This window comes from Riemerella anatipestifer (genome assembly GCF_035666175.1).
Lineage (GTDB): Bacteria > Bacteroidota > Bacteroidia > Flavobacteriales > Weeksellaceae > Riemerella > Riemerella anatipestifer_D.
Genome location: NZ_CP142016.1, coordinates 902,310 through 917,740, shown reverse-complemented (window position 1 = coordinate 917,740; position 15,431 = coordinate 902,310). Strand labels below are relative to the sequence as shown.

Genomic DNA, 15,431 nt, shown 5'->3' with positions numbered 1-15,431 from the left:
AAACAAAATAATGAAGATAATATCTTATAATGTCAATGGTATTCGGGCAGCTTTTAATAAGGATTTAATCGGTTGGTTAGGACATGCTGCTCCCGATGTTATTTGTTTTCAGGAAAGCAAGGCTCAAAAAGACCAAATAGATATAGCAAGTTTCGAGAAAGAGGGCTACCATACCTATTGGTTTTCTGCGGAAAAGAAAGGGTATAGCGGGGTAGGTATCGCTACTAAAATTCAGCCTAAGCACGTAGAATATGGTTGTGATATGGAGCTATACGATAAAGAAGGACGAGTAATAAGAGCTGATTTTGAAGATTTTTCGGTAATATCTGTATATGTGCCTTCCGCTACCAATATAGATAGGTTGGATTTTAAAATGCAGTTTTGCTATGATTTTTTAGCTTATATAAAAGAGCTAAGAAAAACCATTCCTAATTTAATTATTTCGGGAGATTTTAATATCTGTCATCAAGCAATAGATATCCACGATCCTGTAAGATTAAAAAATGTATCTGGCTTTCTTCCTATAGAACGAGAATGGATGACAGAGTTTATAAAAGAATGTGGGTTAATAGATAGCTTCCGTTATTTTAATACCGAACCCAACCAATACTCGTGGTGGAGTTATAGACAAAATGCACGAGCTAATAATAAGGGTTGGAGGTTAGACTATCATTTTGTGTCAGACTCTCTAGAAAGCCGTTTGTCTAGAGGGCTTATTCTTAGTGAGGCTTATCACTCGGACCATTGTCCCGTTTTAGTAGAGTTAAAATAGGGCGTGTTTCTCAACAGAAAGGCTGTCCTTACCGTAACAGACCCTCCGTTAGCCTAAGGACAGACACCCCGTTACGGTAAGGACGGATACTCTGTTCCGTAGCATTCGGTAAAAGGTAATAAAATAGGCTACTCGTTAAATGAGTAGCCTTAGTTTTAAAATTAAAATACCTTAATTAGACAATAACCACAGGATTGGGGAGTCGCTCCGTTCTTGGTTCTTTTAGTAAGACGGAACCCGTGCTGCTTTGTGTAGTGATGCTTAGCTCATAGTTACCCGCCTCTAAATCCGAAGGCACAAGAATGAGTAACCTTGACGGCTCGTTAAGCACAATACTATCTTTAGCCAACTTTACCTCATTTTGATTGTCTAAGTTTTTAAAGACGATACCATTTTTAGGGTTGTCGCCATCTATTTTAATGTAAGTACCTTTGATTTCCGCATTCTTGCCTTTGGTAAGGGTGCCGTCTGCTTTGCCTGTAACCTTGTCGGTGATGCTGAACACGCTCATAGGGCTGGACTGTTCGCCTAGGATTTCCACTTTAGTATCATTAGCGGCTTTTCTTAGGTCGGTGCCTTGGTTCACATTGACATAAACGGAGTGTTTCTCTTTATCCCAAGTCTTATCGTAAAATACGCCCTTAATCGCAGGACGCATATACACCAGTCCAGTATTCACACTATACCCGTTGAGTACCAATTCTGAGGCTTTGCGGTTAAAGCGAGTGATAATATCTATTGCGGTTTCGGTTTGTATCTCCATACCCTCTTTTTTGAGGGCTTCTATGATTTCTGTAATGCCAAGGCTACCGCCTAGAAGTGGCACCGCTACAAAATCGTTAGGGTCATCTTTAGTCAATAGGTTGGGACGCAACCACGCTTTTAAAGTGTTCATAATGTATAAATTTTTGATGTTAGTGTTAGATGTTTATAATACTTTGTGAACTATAAAAAAGCCCCATTGCGACACCTCATCACAATGGGGGAAAGGTTAAACTATTTTACTAATAAAGCTTCTAGCTTCTGTAAACGAGCTTCTAAGTTAGAAACTTCTGATTTCAGTTCTTTAATAATAGTATCTTTAGCTTTTAGAGCCTTGTCTTGCTCTATGCTATGAAGATAGAGTTCCTCTATCTTCTCCACATTGGTGAGTTGAGTTGCCATAAGGTCTATATAACCTTGTTTTTTGATAGCTTCTGCAGACTGATACCCTGGTAAATGCCCATTAGCTTTTACAAAGTCTTCCACTTGGCTAAGGGTTTTAAAGCTATAATCTGATTTAATGCTAGAAGTACCTGTATAATATTTTTGGAACACATAGTCTGGGAAGATAGCGGCATTAGCACCGATAAAGCCTGTTGCCTTAACACTACCTGCAACTTCTAGTTTTTCGGTTGGAGATATCGTACCTACACCAAAATTAACTCCTGATTCTACAGAAATATATAAGTGCTCCCCTGATGATATCCTTGCAACAGTTGATACCGTACCATCTCCCTTGTAAAAATCAATATATTTTCTCCCTTGAAGATTTGTTCCGCGAAAAAACCTAACAATACCATTTTGGGTTGGATCTACTTCATTTTTAAAATCAAAATCAATATAATTTGTAGGCAAATCTGCCACCGACTTCTGAGAATGTGCCTTAAAGCTTAATCCTGCTCCATTAGTAAATCCCCTACCTATCGTTGCATAATAATCATCATTAGCATAAATACTTAATTTTATATCATCTCCAAAACGATTTATCCCCTTGTTGGTATAAATTGCATAATTATTATTCGCTAAAGTAATGTCTGATGCATAAAATGCATAGGCATTTACTATGCTTCCTGTACTATTACTACTTTTATTCATATATGATATTGAGCCATATATGTTATTTATTTGGCCACTAAAAAAATTTGTCATTAACTGATTTGTATTTAAAGACAAAGAATGTATTGTAATATCTGTATCATTTATAGTTGTATAATTTCTGTTTCCTATATATCCACGTATAGAACCGCTTCCCTTAATAGTAGCGTGATTATCATTATTAAACAATTGATTATCTGTCAAAGACAAACCATTTTGAGTAGAATAATATTCTAATAACCCGTTGTGCATTATGAAATGAAAAAAACAAGAGTTGTTTATTAGACTGAAAATCAGTATATTGTTTTTGCTATAAAACGATATAAATGAACAACATAGAGCAAATATATGAAAGAATTTTGGAAGTTTTAGGACTTTTTTCAGAAAATCAACTGATTAGTTATCAGAGAAGAACACCTAAAATGAGCGATTTAGAAGTCATAAGTCTTAATATTACTGCTGAATACTTGAGTATTGATAGCGAATTACAGTTCTTTAGAAAATTGCCAAACTCTCTGATAAACAAAATTGAAAGAAGTGTTTACAATAAGCGAAAACGAAGACTATCCCTACAAACAGAGCAAATTAGACAGCGTATTTCGATGGAGTTCAATGAGTTTGAAGATATTTTTATCGTTGATAGCATGCCAATGAAAGTTTGTGAAAACGCTCGTTCTACTCGTTCAAAAATTTGTAAAGAGCAATCCTATTCTTCACCAACATATGGTTATTGTGCTTCACAGAAATTATATTTCTATGGCTATAAACTACACGCAGTATGTTCTTTAAATGGTGTGATTAAGAATTTTGATATAAGCCCTGCATCCGTTCACGACATCCACTATTTAAAAGATATTGGTGAGCAAATGCGAAACTGTACTTTAATTGGAGATAGAGGCTATTTATCAGCAAAAGTTCAAATAGATTTATTTAACTATGCTAATATTAAATTAGATACACCAATGAGAAGTAATCAGAAAGATTATATTCCTCAATTTTCATTGTACAAGAAAAAGCGAAAACGAATTGAGACATTTTTCTCTCAACTTTGCGACCAATTTATGATTAAAAGAAACAATGCTAAAACTTTTGAAGGCTTTAAAACAAGGATAATCAGTAAAATAACCGCCGCAACGGTTATTCAATATATCAATAAATTTATCTTCCAAAGAAAATTAAATCATCTAAAAATCAGTATTATTTAAAATGCACAACGAGTTATTATTCGTCTATTGCCTTAGAAAAAGGGTTGTATAAAGATACTCTTGATTGTTATAAAGTTCATAAGCATTTGATTGAAAGAATTATTGAAAAAGAATCTTTGAAAGAAGAAGACATAAGAGTTATTCTGAAAAATTTAGGGAACTATTTATTTGAAGCTTTAAAAAACAAAAAATTACATAGTAATTATGACTTTGGAACTTTTCCTGATTTTTGTAGAATAGGTATTCATTCAATTAAAAAATATAATGAATCCGGCTTGAACAAAAATATAGTTGATTATTTTATCAATTATTTAAAAACACTTAAAATCATTTGTAGAAAATGATGGCATAGAAAACTATCCTAACGAATACAACAATGTCAAAAGGGCTATTGCGCATTTTATAAATGTAGCAATAACTTATGATGGCATGAGAGAAGATGAGAATCGAGTAAAAGAATGGAAAGAAATTTTAAATGATTTTAAAGAAATCTCGAAAGAAACGCCATTAAATATTGACTGGGAAATTAAATAAAAAAATATGGAAACATTTAAACCTCTTAGCCTATCAATAAAAGAATTATTTGGAGACGTAAAATCACTCTATAAAATCCCAACCTATCAACGTCCTTACAAGTGGGAGGATGAGCAAGTAGAGAAACTTTGGCAAGATATGTGGGAAGCCTTTGAAAATGGAGAAAAAAATTATTTTTTAGGCTCTATTATTACCGCATTGCCAAGAGAAAAATCATCGTATCATGATGTGGTAGATGGACAACAAAGGCTTACAACCTTGATGATTTTATTTTGTGCATTTAGAAATACATATCCTAAGATAAATGGAAATGGTTCTGATGAAGATTTAAACAATGTAGATATAACCGTTTTAGAAAATTCTATTTTTTACAACAGGAAATCTGAACGCTTGAAATTATTCACTCACGAACAGCATAGAAGTGATTTTGAGAGCCTAATCATTCACAATAAGGAAAACATAGATGCAAAGAAAAAACCCTTTAAAAAGGATATAAAAAATGATGAAGAGCCAAAATTTAAGTTCATCAACACATATTTGATTTTTAAGGAAAAAATTAAAAATATTTCTGAACAGGAAGCAGGAGATTTTCTAAACTATATTTTCAATCAAGTGATACTTATTCGCATTGATTGCTCTACAAGAGAATTTGCAATTAAATTGTTCCAAATTCTCAATGATAGAGGAATGGATTTAACTTCTGCCGACCTCATCAAGAGTTATTTATTAGAAAAAATTCTAAAAAAATACGCTGGAGAAGAAGATGCAGATAAGGAATTAAGAGACGAAAAAGAAAAGCAATTTATGGCAGATTGGCGTTATTGCGAGCAAACCATAAAAGATTTGGAAGGAACAAGTCTTAACGATATGTTTATTATTTATGAATATATGCTTTTGGCTTCCAATCCAAAACTATCTTTGGTGGATGAATTGCAAGAAAAATTTAAAGATGGAGATGCAAATGAAATTATAGCTGACTTCAAAAAATTTATAAATATTTACAAAAATGAAATTTATAAACCCGTTGTGCATTATGAAATGAAAAAAACAAGAGTTGTTTATTAGACTGAAAATCAGTATATTGTTTTTGCTATAAAACGATATAAATGAACAACTTAGAGCAAATATATGAAAGAATTTTGGAAGTTTTAGGACTTTTTTCAGAAAATCAACTGATTAGTTATCAGAGAAGAACACCTAAAATGAGCGATTTAGAAGTCATAAGTCTTAATATTACTGCTGAATACTTGAGTATTGATAGCGAATTACAGTTATTTAGAAAATTGCCAAACTCTCTGATAAACAAAATTGAAAGAAGTGTTTACAATAAGCGAAAACGAAGACTATCCCTACAAACAGAGCAAATTAGACAGCGTATTTCGATGGAGTTCAATGAGTTTGAAGATATTTTTATCGTTGATAGCATGCCAATGAAAGTTTGTGAAAATGCTCGTTCTACTCGTTCAAAAATTTGTAAAGAGCAATCCTATTCTTCACCAACATATGGTTATTGTGCTTCACAGAAATTATATTTCTATGGCTATAAACTACACGCAGTATGTTCTTTAAATGGTGTGATTAAGAATTTTGATATAAGCCCTGCATCCGTTCACGACATCCACTATTTAAAAGATATTGGTGAGCAAATGCGAAACTGTACTTTAATTGGAGATAGAGGCTATTTATCAGCAAAAGTTCAAATAGATTTATTTAACTATGCTAATATTAAATTAGATACACCAATGAGAAGTAATCAGAAAGATTATATTCCTCAATTTTCATTGTACAAGAAAAAGCGAAAACGAATTGAGACATTTTTCTCTCAACTTTGCGACCAATTTATGATTAAAAGAAACTATGCTAAAACTTTTGAAGGCTTTAAAACAAGGATAATCAGTAAAATAACCGCCGCAACGGTTATTCAATATATCAATAAATTTATCTTCCAAAGAAAATTAAATCATCTAAAAATCAGTATTATTTAAAATGCACAACGAGTTATAGAAAATAAATTTTTATACAAAGGAGGGCTAGTTACCACTACCAACAATAGCGGTCAACAATGGGATTCCCCAAACGCTTGGGCTCCTCTACAATGGATAGCTTGCAAAGGCTTAATGAACTACGGTTATCACCAAACAGCTAAAGAAATAGCCCAAAAGTGGTGCTCTAATGTAGAGAGTACTTATAAAAAAACTGGAAAACTAATGGAAAAATACGATGCTATAAATACCGAAAATATAGCTACAGGCGGAGAGTATCCAAATCAAGATGGTTTTGGTTGGACTAATGCCATTTATATTAAAATGAAAAAAATATTTAACCTATAATTTTTTTGATATGAAAAGAAAATCCTTTTTACTACTAGCAGGTGTTGCTACTTTTTACTTCAACAATACCTTTGCTCAAACTACACAGAAAGATTCTGTTAAAGTAAATAATGTTGAAGAAGTAATTATTACAGGGAGTGCCAACCCTAAGAAAAGAATTGAGTCTAGTATTGCTATCACAACAATGAAAGCAAAAGACATTCAACAGAAAGCTCCTCAATCTACAGCAGACATATTACAATATGTGCCAGGGTTTTTAGCCGAAAACTCAGGGGGTGAGGTTGGAAACAACCTTTTCGCAAGAGGTATCCCTTCCGCAGGAGCTTATGAATATGTTCAAATTCAAGAAGACGGGCTTCCTATATTTGAAGACGGGGCATTACAATTTGCCAATATTGATAACTTTCAAAGGTTAGACCTTACCCTACAAGGTGTAGAAGCTGTTAGAGGTGGTACAGCGTCTGTATTCGCATCAGGTGCTCCTGGTGGTATTGTTAACTTCATTTCCAAAACAGGACAAAATGATACTAAAGGAACCTTAAAATTATCTACAAGTACATTTGGATTATTCAGAACTGATTTTAATATTGGTGGTGCTTTAGTTCAAGATAAATTATTCTTTAACGCTGGAGGTTTTTATAGGGAGGATAACGGGATGAGGTCTCCTAGATTTAAAGCCAACAGAGGTGGACAAATTAAACTAAACCTTACTTACAAATTTGATAAAGGTTACGCTAGAGTATATTACAAATATCTTAATGACAGAGCAATGTTCTACCAAGTAACTCCCTTTATTAAAAATGGAAACAGTGTAAAAGCTTACCCTGGCTTCGATCCTAACTACGGTACTTTCGCTTCTATGGAAATGGCACAAATTAGAGTACCCCAGTATGGTGGAGGCTTTTTTGAAACTGATTTAAGAAATGGAGTACACCCTGTCTCTCACGCTATAGGTACAGAGCTCAAATATAAATTATCCGATGTTGTTACTGTTCATAATAACATGAAGTTCACATCAATTAATCAGGATTACAATGCTATTTTTGCACCTTCTTGGATGGGCTCTATTGTTTCTCAAAATGAATACTCTGATAACTTAAATATTGACAGAGCAAACGCTTTCTTTACTTATGTAAATGGTGGAGGTGTTCTAGATCCTAACGAAAAGCTTAAAAGAGCTGACCTTTGGTTTATAAGAAAAAACATGCAAAATTTAGCCAATAATCTTAATTTCAATATAGATTTAGATAAGGTAAAATTAAATGTAGGACATTATTACTCCAACTGGTCATCTGACCACTACTGGAATTGGAATAGCTTCCTTGTTACAGCTTCAGATAAGCCAAGGCTAGTTAACTTACAAGACACTTCCACAGGCACCAACTATACTTACAACGGTGTTTCCCAAATCACTTGGTTAGAAAGACAAGCTGGACTTACAGGAAACGTAAATGCTTTTTTTGCTAATGCTGATATAGAGATAAACGATAAGTTGGCATTGTTAATCTGATATATTTTTTATAATTTAGCCTAATGAAATGTACCAAATGTCAATCATCCAATAAGATTAAAGCAGGCTTTGCCAGAGAGCGACAGCGATATAAATGTAAAGATTGTGGCTATTTTTTCAGTGTTGAGAAAAAATCAGATGTAAAAACACTAGAACAAAAGCGTCTTGCTTTAGAAATGTATCTAGAAGGGTTAGGCTTTCGAGCCATTGGGAGGCTATTAAATATTAGCTATGGAACAGTTTATCAATGGGTTAAGAAATGGGGAGAATCTGTAGAGCTTCCAAAAAATGAAGTTCCTATTGAAATAGTGGAATTAGATGAGATTCACAGCTATGTACAGCATAAAAAAACTACTGTTGGAGCTGGATTGCTGTTGATAGACTTAGAAAAAGGTTCATCAGTTTTATTAGTGACAAACGGGACACAAAAACCTTCTTAAAACTTTGGGAGCAATTGAAAAACAGAAATATAAATGTTTTTTGTAGTGATTATTGGAAAAGTTATTCAGAGCTGATACCCAGTGAAAGACACGTAACCTCCAAAGCAGAAACCTTTACAGTGGAGGGATATAACAGTAGAATAAGGCATTATTTGGCGAGATTTAAAAGAAAAACAAAGTGTTACTCTAAGTCAAAAACAATGTTGGAAAATTCTTTAAAACTTTTGTTCTTGAAACTAAATAATGAATTGAATATAATAATTTAACAATACCGATAAGTTCAATGTCAATGTAGGTGTTAGATATGACATCAATAAGTACAAGGGCTATAGAGACAACGCTAGATTTTCATCAGAAAACTTAGGTGTATTACCAAATAGCACAGCTGATGATAAAGTAACTACTATACAAGGAGCTCCGTTTACTTATTGGTCATATAATTTAAATAAAGTAGGCTACACTGCCGCCTTGAATTACAAAATCAATAATAAGATGGCTGTATATTTTAGACAAAGCCATGGGTTTAGAGCTCCTATTGAAGAGGCTTTCTATGATAACGCTAATAAAAACCTTTCTCTAATAAAGCCTACTACCGTTAACCAAAGTGAACTAGGATACACTGGACAAATTAGCCATAACTTTGCCCTATATGGTAGTGCATTCCTAATGAATTTGAAAAACATTTTCTACGGAGACATTGTAGCTGGGGGTAAATCTGAAGCGTTACTTGCTGATGTTAGAAACTTAGGGCTAGAACTAGAAGCTCAATACAGATATCATAATTTTTCGGTTTCTGCCAATGCTACATTTCAAAAACCAGAATATACTAAATTCGCATCTAATGCGTCTTATGTAGGAAATCAGGCTAGAAGAATCCCTAAAACATTCTTCTCTATAAGACCTTCTTATGATATTACTAAAGGGCTTAATGTTTACGCTAGATATTCTCGCTACGGAACAAAATATAACGACGAAGGAAATACATTTGTATTGAAAGGATTCGGAGTTCTTGATGCTGGTGCTTCCTATCAAATTAAGAATATTAGATTTGCTCTAGACGCTACTAATATAACTAACAATATAGGACTTACAGAAGGTGATGGTACTTTCGGTAATAAAAAAGATGGTGATATTATCTTTGCAAGATCTATTGTAGGTGCTTTAGCTAGATTCTCTATCACACTAGATTTTTAATTAAAAAAATAGTTTTTTCATAGTAAGAGAGGCTGCCCTAAAATTTTGGCAGCCTCTTTTTATCTTATTTTTATCCAAAAGCCCGTGTTAGTAAACTTTCAACTTTAGGTTCCCTTCCTCTAAAGTTTTTATATAGAACCATAGGGTCTATAGTACCTCCACTGGATAAAAGTTGTTTGTATTTTTCAGCTATCTCTTGATTAAAAATCCCATTCTCTTTAAAATACTGAAACGCATCTGCATCTAAAACTTCTGCCCATTTGTAAGAATAATAACCCGCTGCATAACCTCCTTGAAAAATATGAGAGAAGCTAGGGCTTACTACTGTTTCGGAATGAATTGGATAAAGCTGAGTAACCGCCATTACTTTATCTTCAAAGTCTTTTATTTTCAACTTTTCCTCGTCCGAAAAATGAGTTGTATGATAATGCATATCCAACAATCCAAAACCTAACTGCCTAAGCGTCTGATAACCTTCCATAAAGTTTTTAGATTGAGCTATTTTTTCAATCTTTTCGTTAGATAAAACCTCTCCTGTTTTATAATGCCTAGCAAAAGTCTTAAGAAACTCTGCCTCGTAACAATAATTTTCTAAAAACTGAGAAGGTAGCTCTACAAAATCCCATTTCACGGAAGTTCCAGACAAATTAGGATATTGTGTATTAGCTAAAATGCCGTGCAAAGCGTGTCCAAACTCATGGAATAAAGTAGTAACCTCTTGAAAAGTAAGCAAACTAGGCGTATCAACCGTAGGTTTAGTAAAGTTACACACCACCGAAATATGCGGACGATGATTAACACCTCCCTCTTTATACTGATTTCTATAACTCGTCATCCACGCTCCCGCTCGCTTGCCTTTTCTTGGGTGATAATCCACATAAAGGAGTGCTTTGTATTCGCCTTGTTCTGTAACTTTGTAAGTCTTTACTTCAGGGTGATACTTTGAAATATCGGTAATTTCTTCAAACTCTAATCCAAATATTTTTTTTGATAAATCAAACACTGCTTGTTCCACTTTATCTAGCTGAAAGTAAGGCTTGAGTTCCTCATCGCTCAAATCAAATTTTTGCTTCCTTAATTTTTCAGCATAGAAAGCGTGGTCATAGCTTTGAATATCAGTGATGTTATCTTTTTCGGCTAAAGCTTTTAATTCTTCTATTTCTTTTAAAGCATAAGGTTTTGCCTTTTCTAAAAGCTCATTTAAAAAAGAAAAAACCTCTGCTGGAGACTTAGCCATTCTCTCTTCTAAAATATAGGTCGCATAGTTTTCATAGCCTAACAGCTCTGCTTTTTTCTGTCTTAGAAGGACAATTTTTTCAATCAGTTTTTGATTATCAAATTCTCCTCCATCAAAAGATTTTTTACCGTTAGCTAGTGCCAATTCTTTTCTTAACGCTCTATCTTCTGCATAGGTCATCAACAGTAAATAACTAGGGTATTGCAGTGTAATTACATAGCCTTCTAACCCTCTACTTTTAGCCTCTTCTTTATATTGATTTAAAACATCATTAGGAATTCCTTTCAGCTTATTTACATCTGTAATATGTTTAAAATAAGTATTAGTAGCCGCTAGTACATTTTGTCCAAACTTCAAAGATTTTATAGCCAAATCTTTATTGATGGCTTCTAACTTCTTTTTATTCTCCTCATTTAACAATGCTCCATTACGAACAAACCCCTTATAGGTTTGTTCTAGCAACATAGTTTGTTCCTCTTTCAAATCCAAATTTTGTCTAGAATCATATACAGATTTCACTCTTAGGAAAAGAGTGTCATTCTGATAAATCTTAGAGGCAAATTCTGTAAGAAGTGGAGAGATCTCTTGTGCTATTTTTTGTAGCTCATCATTAGTCTCAGCTGAATTAAGATTGAAAAATAAATTAGATACCACATCTAACTGTTTTCCAGAATAAGACATAGCTTCTATAGTATTTTCAAAGCTAGGAGCTTCACTATTGTCAGCGATATTTTTTATTTCTTCTTCAGTAGATTTTATCAACTCAATAAATGCTGGTAGAAAGTCAGCTTCTTTTATTAAATCAAAAGGTATCGATTTGTAGTTTGTATTAAATTCTTTTAAAAGTGGATTCATTTTTATATAATTAATTCTATTCTTACAAAGTTACAATTAAAAAAGAAAAACTGCTCCACAATCGTGAAACAGCTTTCTAATATTAGCAAATTCAGCTATTATTTTGCTTTAAAGTAAACTCTTCTGTTAGCTTCATTTTTCCATTCTGGACACTTAGTATAAGGATTACATTCTGGATATTTTAAATCCTTTTTACCTCTACCCTCAGCAGTTAACATATAGCTAGGAACTCCTTTTCCAACAAGATATCTCACAACAGACTCAGCTCTTCTTTGAGATAGTTTTTGGTTATAAGCATCAGATCCTCTAGTATCTGTAGCACCAATTACTAAGTACTGTCTATCAGTTCTTAAAGTCTTCATTATAGCCACAGCGTTATCTAGCTTATCAAAAGATATAGTTCTAATTACATCACTATTAAGGTCAAATTCTATCCCCTCAAAGTTTTTGTTAATTGCTACAATTTGCTCATCTTCTTGCTCTAATTTTTGCTGGACAATTTGCTTTTCTTCCGGACAACCATTATTAGAAACTGGACCTGGAACGGTTACACACTTATCATGTAAGTCTATCACACCATCTAAATCTGTATCCAAAGCAACACCTGCACCATCTACTCTAGCCCCAGCTGGAGTATCTAATTGTCTATCCCAATCATCACAAACGCCATCATTATCAGCATCTCCACTCTTACATACTTCAACAACTGGAGGTACTGATGCTAACTCTATTTTATCGTAAAGCTCTTGATAAGGATCGTGCCACATTACATGAGAAATGTGTTTTCCAATCTTATAAGAAACTCCTAATGTTGCATTGAAGAAATTATCAGACACTTGATCCTCTCTTCTATTTCTTTCGCTATACTGCGCTCCTCCTCCATCAAATTCATCATCTCCCGTTACTACATACATTAGCCTACTTTCAAGATCCACTCTCCTAGAAACCTTAAACTTAACTCCTGCTCCAGCTTGCCCGAATAAAGATGTAATTTTAAACGGCTTAATCTCAGTCTTCAAAGTTTGCTCTCCACCATTAACCTCAGCATAAGCTCTATAAGCCAATGTACCAACTCCTGCATAACCATGTATAGCCCATCTATAATTAGAGTGGTTATCTATTCTTCTAAACAAGTTAGAAAAATTAATATCTCCTAACAAGGATATAGCATCATACTGAGTTCTAGCAGCGTATCCTTTTCCTCCTGTTCCTGTTCTGTATGCCCCCTGCCTTGTTTCTCCTCTATCGTACTGAAGATTTAATCCAAAAGCGTGAGTTAAAGCCCTATCTACACTAAGATACATTGAGTAACCATACAAATTCTTACCATTACCATTCTTAATTGAGGTAACATCAGCCGATTGAATAAAAGGAATCCCTATACCTGCCGATACAGACCAATCATTAAACCTTTTAACATTTCTCGTAAAAGGAACAACATTTGATGACCACGAAGAAAAAGTATTTGGATACTTATTTCCTATTGTATCAACCGCCACTTGAGCATCTAAAACAGCAGGAAACGATAATACCAATGCTATACTTGCTAAATTTAATTTCATAATATTCTTTTATTTTTTATTCTTACTTTTCTGAGAAATACACTCTTCTGTTAGCTTCATTTTTCCACTCAGGACACTTAGTATAAGGATTACACTCCGGATATTTCAAATCATCTTTACCTCTGCCCTCTGCCAATAGCATATAAGAGTCTACTCCCTTATCAACTAAATACTTAACCACAGCATCTGCCCTCCTTTGAGATAATTTCTTATTATAAGCTGCTGAACCTCTAGTATCCGTAGCACCTATAACCAAATATTGTGTTTTAGAATCTAAACTTTTTATAATTGTCGCCGCTTTATCTAATCTATCAAAAGATGTTGGTCTAATCACATCACTATTCAAATCAAATTCTATTCCCTCAAAGTTTTTGTTGATTTCTATAACCGATTGCTTTACATCTATCTTATTTATATTTATCTTGAGTACTTCTGGGCATCCATTATTTGAAGTTGGACCAGGAACGGTTACACATTTGTCGTACAAGTCAATCACTCCATCTAAATCCACATCAAGAGCTACTCCAGCTCCATCTACTCTTGCACCTTCTGGAGTATCTAGCTGTCTATCCCAATCATCACATACGCCATCATTGTCTTTATCTCCTTTTTCGCAAACAACAAAATCAATAGGCTTCCCTAATTTACTCACTCTACTTTCTAAAGCCTCTAACGGATCATGCCATGCTAAATGAGAAAGATGTTTACCCAACTTAAATGTAAGACCTACATTAGCTGTGAACATATTGTCAGAATTAGTATTTTTAATTCTATTGTACGGATATTGGTCTGATGTATTATCCCAGCCACCACCATCAAACTCATCATCACCCGACATAATATACATTAGCCTAGCTTCTATGTCTAGCAACTTAGAAATTTTATATTTAACACCAGCACCCGCTTGATAGAAAAACGATGCAATATCTAAATCTTGATTTACCTCTAAAACATTTTTGCCATTCCATAAAGTAGATTTGTCCTGCAAATAAGTCTTATAGCCTTGCAACCCAAGCCCTGCATAACCATGCAACGTCCATCTGTATGAAGAGTTATTATCTACCCTTCTCAGAATATTGGAGAAGTTAATATCTCCAATTAAAGAAACTTGCTTGTACTTAGTATTAGCATTAGCTACACCATAAGCAGGATTAACCATTCCCTGCTGATTAGTTTGCCCTTGCTGATATTGTAAACTTAATCCAAAAGCGTGGGAAATTTGTTTATCCAAACTCACATAGGCATTCCAACCAGCATTAACTCCTTTCCCATAAAAGGAAGTTAAATCCGCAGATTGCATAAACGCTCCTCCACCTCCAACAGAGATAGACCAATCGTTAAACAAACGAGATCTATTATCAAACTTTTTCACATAGGTTGATCCCGATGAAAAAGTATTTGGGTACTTCTCTGCATCTTGTGAATATACTATCGCAGGAAGAGCCAATAGCGTTAATAAGTTAATTTTCATATATATATATTTTCTCTTTTTGTTTCACTTTGTGATTCCTATTTCTCTCAACAGCACTTGAGAAAAGTCACGTTCGTGAACATGTTTATAATGAGGTATATCCAGTCTTCTTGACTTGTAGGTAATATTACCAATACTCACCACATCAATATCTATTACTCTATCTTCATATCCTCCTAGCTCTTTAGAATCACTAATCCTCCCCATAGCCTTTTCTATACTTTTTACTTCATCTAAAATTCGAATAGGTGAAATTTGTGCTTCTAATAAGACTGCAATATTACAAAATATATTAGAACTAGCAAACTCTACAGGTTCTGTTTCTAACATTTGACTCTTTTTTATTACCTTCCCTAGTCTTTTCTCTATCAACGAAATAGCCTCTTCTATATTTTTTTTAGGATTTTTTATATTGCTTCCTAGTAACAAAATAACCTTTCTTTGCGACATATTAACAAAATTAT

Annotated in this window: 15 protein-coding genes; 9 read left to right on the top strand and 6 right to left on the bottom strand. The window is 33.8% G+C overall.

Annotated elements, in window-relative coordinates; all coding sequences use genetic code 11:
- Positions 1–10 precede the first annotated feature (10 nt).
- Positions 11–772, top strand: a complete 762-nt coding sequence (locus VIX88_RS04535) for an exodeoxyribonuclease III (RefSeq protein WP_064971015.1) — start codon at positions 11–13, stop codon at positions 770–772.
- A 175-nt stretch (positions 773–947) separates the two neighbouring features.
- On the opposite strand, the gene VIX88_RS04530 is transcribed toward VIX88_RS04535, so the two are convergent.
- Positions 948–1,667 (bottom strand): DNA-binding domain-containing protein, encoded by a 720-nt coding sequence (locus VIX88_RS04530; protein ID WP_064971014.1) that lies wholly within the window; start codon positions 1,665–1,667, stop codon positions 948–950.
- A 101-nt stretch (positions 1,668–1,768) separates the two neighbouring features.
- The gene (locus VIX88_RS04525; protein ID WP_127919844.1) at positions 1,769–2,629 is read right to left on the bottom strand and encodes a hypothetical protein; all 861 of its coding nucleotides are present in this window, start codon (positions 2,627–2,629) and stop codon (positions 1,769–1,771) included.
- A gap of 326 nt (positions 2,630–2,955) precedes the next feature.
- On the opposite strand from VIX88_RS04525, the gene VIX88_RS04520 reads away from it, so the two are divergent.
- The 8 genes from VIX88_RS04520 (at position 2,956) to VIX88_RS04485 (ending at position 9,842) form a co-directional block, all read left to right on the top strand.
- Positions 2,956–3,834: an IS982-like element ISRa1 family transposase gene (locus VIX88_RS04520; RefSeq protein ID WP_127919818.1), complete on the top strand. Its 879-nt coding sequence runs from the start codon at positions 2,956–2,958 to the stop codon at positions 3,832–3,834.
- A gap of 116 nt (positions 3,835–3,950) precedes the next feature.
- Positions 3,951–4,178: a hypothetical protein gene (locus tag VIX88_RS04515; protein ID WP_127919843.1), complete on the top strand. Its 228-nt coding sequence runs from the start codon at positions 3,951–3,953 to the stop codon at positions 4,176–4,178.
- 196 nt (positions 4,179–4,374) lie between these two features.
- Positions 4,375–5,433, top strand: coding sequence for a DUF262 domain-containing protein (locus tag VIX88_RS04510; RefSeq protein WP_214194065.1), 1,059 nt, complete (start codon positions 4,375–4,377; stop codon positions 5,431–5,433).
- Between the two features lie 41 nt (positions 5,434–5,474).
- Complete coding sequence (locus VIX88_RS04505) at positions 5,475–6,353, top strand: IS982-like element ISRa1 family transposase (protein WP_004918508.1); 879 nt, start codon at positions 5,475–5,477, stop codon at positions 6,351–6,353.
- A 15-nt stretch (positions 6,354–6,368) separates the two neighbouring features.
- Positions 6,369–6,698 carry a trehalase family glycosidase gene (locus tag VIX88_RS04500; protein WP_081276951.1) on the top strand — a complete coding sequence of 110 codons (330 nt, stop codon included), beginning with the start codon at positions 6,369–6,371 and terminating at the stop codon, positions 6,696–6,698.
- Positions 6,699–6,708: 10 nt separating this feature from the next.
- Entirely contained in the window at positions 6,709–8,208 is a 1,500-nt protein-coding gene (locus VIX88_RS04495; protein ID WP_064971311.1) for a TonB-dependent receptor plug domain-containing protein, read from the top strand.
- A gap of 23 nt (positions 8,209–8,231) precedes the next feature.
- Positions 8,232–8,914, top strand: a protein-coding gene (locus tag VIX88_RS04490; protein WP_222535059.1) for an IS1 family transposase whose coding sequence is annotated in 2 segments (ribosomal slippage) — positions 8,232–8,559 and positions 8,559–8,914 — 684 coding nt in all. Because the reading frame shifts where the segments join, the coding sequence is not laid out codon by codon here.
- 43 nt (positions 8,915–8,957) lie between these two features.
- On the top strand, positions 8,958–9,842 hold the full coding sequence (locus VIX88_RS04485) for a TonB-dependent receptor domain-containing protein (protein ID WP_127919842.1): 885 nt from the start codon (positions 8,958–8,960) through the stop codon (positions 9,840–9,842).
- Between the two features lie 70 nt (positions 9,843–9,912).
- On the opposite strand, the gene VIX88_RS04480 is transcribed toward VIX88_RS04485, so the two are convergent.
- The 4 genes from VIX88_RS04480 to folK form a co-directional block, all read right to left on the bottom strand.
- On the bottom strand, positions 9,913–11,934 hold the full coding sequence (locus VIX88_RS04480) for a M3 family metallopeptidase (RefSeq protein WP_064971168.1): 2,022 nt from the start codon (positions 11,932–11,934) through the stop codon (positions 9,913–9,915).
- A gap of 98 nt (positions 11,935–12,032) precedes the next feature.
- Positions 12,033–13,496, bottom strand: a complete 1,464-nt coding sequence (locus VIX88_RS04475) for an OmpA family protein (RefSeq protein ID WP_064971167.1) — start codon at positions 13,494–13,496, stop codon at positions 12,033–12,035.
- 22 nt (positions 13,497–13,518) lie between these two features.
- Positions 13,519–14,967: an OmpA family protein gene (locus VIX88_RS04470; RefSeq protein WP_064971166.1), complete on the bottom strand. Its 1,449-nt coding sequence runs from the start codon at positions 14,965–14,967 to the stop codon at positions 13,519–13,521.
- 24 nt (positions 14,968–14,991) lie between these two features.
- Positions 14,992–15,417: a 2-amino-4-hydroxy-6-hydroxymethyldihydropteridine diphosphokinase gene (gene folK, locus VIX88_RS04465; protein ID WP_064971165.1), complete on the bottom strand. Its 426-nt coding sequence runs from the start codon at positions 15,415–15,417 to the stop codon at positions 14,992–14,994.
- Positions 15,418–15,431 lie beyond the last annotated feature (14 nt).

What these genes read in the sequence shown, in the direction of transcription:
- VIX88_RS04535 (WP_064971015.1), top strand. Translation starts at nt 11, where the DNA reads ATGAAGATAATATCTTATAATGTCAATGGTATTCGGGCAGCTTTTAAT.
- VIX88_RS04530 (WP_064971014.1), bottom strand. Translation starts at nt 1,667, where the DNA reads ATGAACACTTTAAAAGCGTGGTTGCGTCCCAACCTATTGACTAAAGAT.
- VIX88_RS04525 (WP_127919844.1), bottom strand. Translation starts at nt 2,629, where the DNA reads ATGAATAAAAGTAGTAATAGTACAGGAAGCATAGTAAATGCCTATGCA.
- VIX88_RS04520 (WP_127919818.1), top strand. Translation starts at nt 2,956, where the DNA reads ATGAACAACATAGAGCAAATATATGAAAGAATTTTGGAAGTTTTAGGA.
- VIX88_RS04510 (WP_214194065.1), top strand. Translation starts at nt 4,375, where the DNA reads ATGGAAACATTTAAACCTCTTAGCCTATCAATAAAAGAATTATTTGGA.
- VIX88_RS04505 (WP_004918508.1), top strand. Translation starts at nt 5,475, where the DNA reads ATGAACAACTTAGAGCAAATATATGAAAGAATTTTGGAAGTTTTAGGA.
- VIX88_RS04495 (WP_064971311.1), top strand. Translation starts at nt 6,709, where the DNA reads ATGAAAAGAAAATCCTTTTTACTACTAGCAGGTGTTGCTACTTTTTAC.
- VIX88_RS04480 (WP_064971168.1), bottom strand. Translation starts at nt 11,934, where the DNA reads ATGAATCCACTTTTAAAAGAATTTAATACAAACTACAAATCGATACCT.
- VIX88_RS04475 (WP_064971167.1), bottom strand. Translation starts at nt 13,496, where the DNA reads ATGAAATTAAATTTAGCAAGTATAGCATTGGTATTATCGTTTCCTGCT.
- VIX88_RS04470 (WP_064971166.1), bottom strand. Translation starts at nt 14,967, where the DNA reads ATGAAAATTAACTTATTAACGCTATTGGCTCTTCCTGCGATAGTATAT.
- folK (WP_064971165.1), bottom strand. Translation starts at nt 15,417, where the DNA reads ATGTCGCAAAGAAAGGTTATTTTGTTACTAGGAAGCAATATAAAAAAT.